Annotated in this window: 9 protein-coding genes; 7 read left to right on the top strand and 2 right to left on the bottom strand. The window is 76.2% G+C overall.

Features of this window, described 5'->3' with window-relative positions; genetic code table 11:
- Positions 1-75 precede the first annotated feature (75 nt).
- Positions 76-852, top strand: a complete 777-nt coding sequence (locus HLB09_RS11370) for a phosphoglyceromutase (protein WP_171203485.1) — start codon at positions 76-78, stop codon at positions 850-852.
- Positions 853-943: 91 nt separating this feature from the next.
- Here HLB09_RS11370 and phoU read toward each other — a convergent pair whose 3' ends face one another.
- Positions 944-1,609, bottom strand: coding sequence for a phosphate signaling complex protein PhoU (phoU, locus tag HLB09_RS11365; RefSeq protein WP_171203484.1), 666 nt, complete (start codon positions 1,607-1,609; stop codon positions 944-946).
- 122 nt (positions 1,610-1,731) lie between these two features.
- Between phoU and HLB09_RS11360 the strand changes: the two genes are divergently transcribed.
- From HLB09_RS11360 to HLB09_RS11350, 3 genes are all read left to right on the top strand, one after another.
- On the top strand, positions 1,732-2,922 hold the full coding sequence (locus HLB09_RS11360; RefSeq protein WP_212770934.1) for a sensor histidine kinase: 1,191 nt from the start codon (positions 1,732-1,734) through the stop codon (positions 2,920-2,922).
- Positions 2,923-2,986: 64 nt separating this feature from the next.
- A complete protein-coding gene (locus HLB09_RS11355) occupies positions 2,987-3,670 on the top strand; it encodes a response regulator transcription factor (RefSeq protein WP_171203483.1) in 684 nt (227 codons plus the stop codon).
- A 129-nt stretch (positions 3,671-3,799) separates the two neighbouring features.
- Positions 3,800-4,231: a VOC family protein gene (locus HLB09_RS11350; RefSeq protein WP_171203482.1), complete on the top strand. Its 432-nt coding sequence runs from the start codon at positions 3,800-3,802 to the stop codon at positions 4,229-4,231.
- Positions 4,232-4,341: 110 nt separating this feature from the next.
- Here the strand turns inward: HLB09_RS11350 and HLB09_RS11345 are convergent, their stop codons facing one another.
- Positions 4,342-4,938: a hypothetical protein gene (locus tag HLB09_RS11345; protein ID WP_171203481.1), complete on the bottom strand. Its 597-nt coding sequence runs from the start codon at positions 4,936-4,938 to the stop codon at positions 4,342-4,344.
- Between the two features lie 46 nt (positions 4,939-4,984).
- Between HLB09_RS11345 and HLB09_RS19390 the strand changes: the two genes are divergently transcribed.
- From HLB09_RS19390 to ispD, 3 genes are all read left to right on the top strand, one after another.
- Positions 4,985-5,107: a hypothetical protein gene (locus tag HLB09_RS19390; protein WP_281359391.1), complete on the top strand. Its 123-nt coding sequence runs from the start codon at positions 4,985-4,987 to the stop codon at positions 5,105-5,107.
- 81 nt (positions 5,108-5,188) lie between these two features.
- Complete coding sequence (locus tag HLB09_RS11340; RefSeq protein ID WP_171203480.1) at positions 5,189-5,671, top strand: CarD family transcriptional regulator; 483 nt, start codon at positions 5,189-5,191, stop codon at positions 5,669-5,671.
- Between the two features lie 125 nt (positions 5,672-5,796).
- The coding region (gene ispD / locus HLB09_RS11335; protein WP_246235161.1) for a 2-C-methyl-D-erythritol 4-phosphate cytidylyltransferase at positions 5,797-6,467 on the top strand (671 nt) is incomplete at its 3' end.

The following is a 6,467-nucleotide window of genomic DNA, read 5'->3' as shown; positions in this document are numbered from 1 at the left end:
CGGGCGGCGCAGCGGGGCGGCCCCGCGCCCGCGTCACCTGCGGCTGACCGCGGCGCCGCCCCTAGGGTTGGCGGCATGTCGACCACCACGGGCGCGCGCGGCGCGTCGATGACCCTGGTGCTGCTCCGCCACGGCGAGAGCGAGTGGAACGCGAAGAACCTCTTCACCGGCTGGGTCGACGTGCCCCTGTCGGAGAAGGGCGAGGCGGAGGCCCGCCGCGGCGGCGAGCTGCTGGCCGCCGAGGGCCTCCTGCCCGACCTCGTGCACACCTCGCTCCTGCGCCGCGCGATCACCACCGCCAACCTCGCCCTCGACGCGGCCGACCGGCACTGGGTGCCCGTCACGCGCTCGTGGCGCCTCAACGAGCGCCACTACGGCGCCCTGCAGGGCAAGGACAAGGCCCAGACGCTCGAGACGTACGGCGAGGAGCAGTTCATGCTCTGGCGCCGCTCGTACAGCACGCCGCCCCCCGAGATCGAGGCGGGCGACGAGTTCAGCCAGGCCGGCGACCCCCGCTACGCCGACCTCGGCGACGACATGCCGCGCACCGAGTGCCTGCAGGACGTCGTCGGCCGGATGCTCCCGTACTGGGACTCGGCGATCGTCCCCGACCTGCGGGCGGGCCGCACCGTCCTCGTGGCGGCGCACGGCAACTCGCTGCGCGCGCTCGTCAAGCACCTCGACGGGATCAGCGACGACGACATCGCCGGCCTCAACATCCCCACCGGCATCCCGCTGCTCTACGAGCTCGACGAGGACCTGCGCCCCACCACCCCGGGCGGGCGCTACCTCGACCCCGACGCCGCGGCCGAGGCGGCCGCCGCCGTCGCGGCGCAGGGGCGCAAGAGCTGACACCGGCCGGCCCGGCAGCACGACGGAGGGCCCGCACCGCGGCAGCGGTGCGGGCCCTCCGTCGTCCGGGCGTCCCTCGGGGCGACTCGGGTCAGCTCGCGACGGGCTGCACCGGCTTCATCCAGTCGCCCGTCACGAGGAAGCCGACGCGGCGGACGACGGAGACGGCGTGGTCGCCGTAGCGCTCGAAGTAGCGGCTGCAGAGCGTGATGTCGATGGTGCGCTCGGCGCTCTCCTGCCACTCCGGCGCCTGCATCGCGGCGAAGACCGAGCGGTGCAGCTCGTCGAGGCGGTCGTCGTCGCGCTCGACCTGCGCGGCCAGCTCCAGGTCGCGCGTGGCGATGACGGTGCCGGCGGTCGTCGCGATGCTCGCCGCGGCGTCGCCCATGGCGGAGATGGTCGGCACGAGCGACTCGGGGACGACGAGGTGCGGGTGGCGCAGCCGCGCCTGGCTCGCGACGTGGCGCGCCAGGTCGCCCATGCGCTCGATGGACGTCGACATCCGCAGCGCCGACACGACCACCCGCAGGTCGGTGGCGACGGGCGACTCGCGCGCCAGGAGGGCGACGGCCCGGTCGTCGAGGTGACGCTGCTGGGCGTCGATCTGGGCGTCGGCGGAGATGACGCTCTCGGCCAGCGCGAGGTCGCCCTCCAGCAGCGCCTGCGTCGCGTTCGCCATCGCCGCGCTGACGAGACCGCTCATCTGGGTGAGCTGCTCGGCCAGGGACCGCAGCTCGTCGTGGAAGACCTCTCGCATGGCCGAAGCGTCGCACCGGTCGATGAACGGAGTCGACCCCGCCGGTGAACGCCGGGCGACCGGGCGGTGCCGGTCGCGCCGCGGGCTCCGGGGGCCCCGCGGCCGGTCCTACGCTGCGGGCCGTGGACGGCTCCTGGACGGTGGCGCTCGCGGGCCTCGTCGGGGTGCTCGTGGGGGTCGTCGGCGTGCTCGCGCCCCGGTGGGGCGCCCGCCGGCCGGAGCCGGAGCCGCCCCCGGAGGACGACCTGCCGACGGGCGCCGCCGACGTGCTGGCGGTGCTGTCCTCGGCGGTCGTCGTCGTGGACGTGGCGGACGTCGTCGTGCGGGCCAGCGCCGCCGCCCACGCCTTCGGGCTGGTGCGCGACCGCGAGCTCGTGCACCCCGAGCTCGCCGGGCTCGTCACGCGCGTGCGGCGCGACGGGGAGATCCGCGACGCCGAGATGTCGCTGCCGCGGGGGCCCTTCGTGGCGCCGGGCGCCGACGGCGCGGGCGTCCTCGTCGTCGGCGTGCGGGTGGCCCCCCTCGGCTCCCTCCACGTGCTCGTCCTCGTCGAGGACCGCACGCAGGCCAAGCGCCTGGAGGAGGTGCGGCGCGACTTCGTCGCCAACGTCAGCCACGAGCTGAAGACGCCGGTCAGCGCCATCGCCCTGCTCGCCGAGACGATGGACGACGCCGCCGAGGACCCGACCGCGGTCCGGCGCTTCGCGCAGCGGATGACCCGGGAGTCCCAGCGGCTGTCGGCGCTCGTGCAGGAGATCGTCCAGCTGTCGCGCCTGCAGGACGCCGACTCCCGCCACCAGCCGGTGCCGGTCGACGTCGACGAGGCCGTGCTCGAGGCGGTCGACCGCACCCGGCTCGTCGCCGACGGCCGCGGCGTCCGCATCACCACGCGCCTGGCCCGCGAGGGCGACGGCGGGCCCGGCGACACCCCGCCGGCGGAGGTCTGGGGGGACCGCGAGCTCGTCGTCACCGCCGTGCGCAACCTCGTCGACAACGGCGTGTCCTACTCGGACGCGGGCACCCGCGTGGCCGTCGTCGTCACGGTCGTCGACGAGCGCGTCGAGGTCGTCGTGAGCGACCAGGGCATCGGCATCCCCGAGTCCGAGGTCGGGCGCGTGTTCGAGCGCTTCTACCGCCTCGACCCGGCCCGCTCGCGGGCCACCGGCGGCACGGGCCTCGGGCTGTCGATCGTCAAGCACGTCGCCGCCACCCACGGCGGCGAGGTGGGCGTGTGGAGCAGCCCCGGCGAGGGGTCGACCTTCACGCTCCGCCTCCCCCTGCGCCGCGCCGAGGACGACGGCGACGGCACCTGACCCACCTGCTCGCGGGCGCCCGCGCACCCGTGCGGCGCCCACCTTCGACCCGGGAGGACCCCGCGTGACCCGCATCCTGCTCGTCGAGGACGAGGAGTCCCTCAGCGACCCCCTCTCCTACCAGCTCGGCCGCGAGGGGTACGAGGTGGCCGTGGCCGCCGACGGCCCCTCGGCGGTGGCCGAGTTCGACCGCGCGGGAGCCGACCTCGTGCTCCTCGACCTCATGCTCCCGGGGCTGCCGGGCACCGAGGTGTGCCGGCAGCTGCGGGCCCGCAGCGCCGTCCCCGTCATCATGCTGACGGCCAAGGACAGCGAGGTGGACGTCGTCGTGGGCCTCGAGCTCGGGGCCGACGACTACGTGACGAAGCCGTACTCCTCGCGCGAGCTCCTCGCCCGCATCCGGGCGGTGCTGCGCCGCCGCGGCGAGCCGGAGGAGGACGACGACGCCGGCGCCCTCGCCGCCGGCCCGGTGCGCATGGACGTCGAGCGCCACGTCGTGACGCTCGACGGGGAGCCGGTGGCCCTGCCGCTCAAGGAGTTCGAGCTGCTCGAGGTGCTCCTGCGCAACGCCGGCCGCGTGCTGACCCGCGGCCAGCTCATCGACCGGGTCTGGGGCGCCGACTACGTGGGGGACACCAAGACCCTCGACGTCCACGTCAAGCGGCTGCGCGCGAAGATCGAGGAGGACCCGGCCTCGCCGCGGCGCCTCGTCACGGTCCGCGGGCTGGGCTACAAGCTCGAGGGCTGAGGGCGCGGGCCCCCTCCCGTCGCGCGGCCGGCGGCGGGCGGCGGGGGCGGCCCCGGCACGCGGGACGCGGGACCGATGAGCCCGGCCGCCCGGGCCGGTCGTCACGGGGGAGGGCTGGTGGTCGGCCCCGTGAGCGGAGGCGCCATGACGACCGAGATGTGCCCGTACCTGCACCCCCGCGGGAGCGCGCGGGAGGCGCTGGCGGCCTACCGGCGCGCCCTGGGCGGTGCGGAGCCGGCGATGACGACGTACGGCTCGCTGGGCATGGACGACCCGTCCGTGCGCGACATGGTGGCCAACGCGGTGCTGCGGACCGAGGTCGGCGGTCCGCTCATGGTCTCCGACCTGCCCCCGGGCGCCGACGAGCCCGCGGGCGTCGCCTGCCTCTTCGGCGACGACGAGGGGGCGCTGCGCGCGGCCTGGGACGTCCTCGCCGAGGGCGCCGAGGTCTTCCAGCCGCTCGAGCCCTCGCCCTGGGGCAGCCTCTTCGGCTCGCTGCGCGACCGCTGGGGCGTCAGCTGGCTGGTCGACGTCGACGGGGCCGCTGGCGCCGCGGGCTGAACCCCGGTGCCGGAGACGGCAGGAGCCCCGACCGGCGGTCGGGGCTCCTGCCGCGCGGGCCGCGGGCCGCGCTGCGCTGCTGGGTGACGAGCTGCCGGAGACGGGCTCCGCTACCGGGCGACGCCCGGCGTCGTGGAGGCCGCCGTCGGGACGAGGGTCTGGTACTCGGGCAGCGAGCCGTTGAGGAGCGGCGTCTCGACCTCGAGCACCGCGCCGTCGAGGACCATCGTCACGGGCACGAGCTCACCGGGGACGGCGCCGACCGGGTCGGCGAGCAGGTCGCCGGAGACCTCGGCGCCCTCGGGGAGCTCCTGGCTGCCGAGGTCCTCCGTCTGCTGCTCGCCGAGGGGGACGCTGCTGCGCGCCGGGACGGTCACCTCGCCGGACAGGCCGCCGGGGCCGGAGATCTCGACGACGACCTCGTCGAGGCTGTCGTTGACGAGGACGCCGTACAGGCGCGCCGGGCCGTCCTCCTCGGGGCCGATGAGCAGGAGGTTGCGCACGAGCAGCGCCGTGCCCGGGCCCTCCTCGTCCGTCTCCGAGAGCGGGAAGTACGCCTGGACGCCGTCGGAGGGCGCGTACTGCAGCTCCGTCGAGAACTGGTTGACGACGGGCGAGACGGCGCACCCCGCGCTGGCCGAGACCGCGGCGGCGGCGAGGACCACGGCGGCCGCGCGGCGCGCTGCGGGACGTGTCGGGCGGGGCACGGGCGTCTCCTCGGGTCGGTCGCGACGTCTGGGGCGGAGCGTAGCCGTGGCGGGTCGCGGCAGCGCCCGCGGGCTCGCCGGGCCCTCGCCCGAGGGGGTGCCGCAGCACGCCGCGGGGGCCGCTGTCAAGGCCTGGGAGGCGCTGTTCTGCGGCTCCGCGGGCCTCTGACCTGCGACGATGCTCGCTCGAGCGCCCGGGGGCACTGCTTCGCCGTGGTAACCTCGAGGTCACGAAAGGGGAATAGAGCAGATGGCTTTCACTGTCGGCGAGACTGTCGTGTACCCCCATCACGGGGCGGCCCTGATCGAGGAGATCAAGACCCGGATGATCAAGGGGGAGGAGAAGCTCTACCTCCGCCTCAAGGTCGCCCAGGGAGACCTGACCATCGAGGTCCCCGCGGAGAACTGCGACCTGGTCGGCGTCCGCGACGTCGTCGGCAAGGAGGGCCTCGACCGCGTGTTCGAGGTCCTGCGCGCCCCCTACACCGAGGAGCCGACCAACTGGTCGCGCCGCTACAAGGCGAACCTCGAGAAGCTCGCCTCCGGCGACGTCATCAAGGTCGCCGAGGTCGTGCGCGACCTCTGGCGCCGCGACCAGGACCGCGGCCTGTCGGCCGGCGAGAAGCGCATGCTCGCCAAGGCCCGCCAGATCCTCGTCTCCGAGCTCGCGCTCGCGGAGAAGACCGAGGAGACGAAGGCCGAGGCCATCCTCGACGAGGTCCTCGCGTCCTGAGCACCGCACCTCCGTCGGAGCCCGTCGCCCCCCGTGGGGCGGCGGGCTCCGCGCGTGCCGGGGGCCCGGGTGGTGGCGAGGGCGTCGCCGCCTGCGTCCTCGTCGCCGCCGGGAGCGGCACCCGCCTGGCCGCGGGGCGGCCGAAGGCCTTCGTCGCCGTGGGCGGCGCCCCGCTCCTCGTCCACGCCGCCGAGGGCCTCGCGGCGTCGGGTGTCCTCCACCGGGTCGTCGTCGTCGTCCCCGCCGGGCTGGAGGACGAGGCGCGCCGCCTGCTGGCGGAGGTGCCGGGGATGCCCCCGACGGACGTCGTGCAGGGCGGCCCCAGCCGGCAGGCGTCGGTGGCGGCGGGCCTCGGCGCCCTCCCCGCAGGCGCCGACGTCGTCCTCGTCCACGACGCGGCGCGCGCCCTGGCCCCTGCCGACCTCGTGCGGCGCGTGGTCGCCGCTGTCCGCTCGGGCGGTCATGAGGTCGTCGTGCCCGCGGTGCCCGTGGCCGACACGCTGCGCGACGTCTCGGGCGGCGTCGTCGACCGCTCGCGCCTGCGGGCGGTGCAGACGCCGCAGGGCTTCACCGCCGACGTCCTGCGCCGTGCGCACGTCGAGGCGGCCGTGGGGGAGGGCGCCACCGACGACGCCGGCCTGGCCGAGGCGGCGGGCGCGCGCGTGCACCTCGTCGAGGGCGACGCCGAGGCGTTCAAGGTCACCGGCCCGCTCGACCTCCTGCTCGCCGAGGCCGTGCTCGCGCGGCGCGCGGCGGCCCCTGTGGCCGCGCCGTCGTCGGCCGCGCCGGCCCCCGT

The organism is Pseudokineococcus marinus (assembly GCF_013004605.1).
Taxonomy (GTDB): Bacteria; Actinomycetota; Actinomycetes; order Actinomycetales; family Quadrisphaeraceae; genus Pseudokineococcus; species Pseudokineococcus marinus.
This window is presented reverse-complemented; position numbering and strand designations above follow the sequence as displayed.

What these genes read in the sequence shown, in the direction of transcription:
- HLB09_RS11370 (WP_171203485.1), top strand. Translation starts at nt 76, where the DNA reads ATGTCGACCACCACGGGCGCGCGCGGCGCGTCGATGACCCTGGTGCTG.
- phoU (WP_171203484.1), bottom strand. Translation starts at nt 1,609, where the DNA reads ATGCGAGAGGTCTTCCACGACGAGCTGCGGTCCCTGGCCGAGCAGCTC.
- HLB09_RS11340 (WP_171203480.1), top strand. Translation starts at nt 5,189, where the DNA reads ATGGCTTTCACTGTCGGCGAGACTGTCGTGTACCCCCATCACGGGGCG.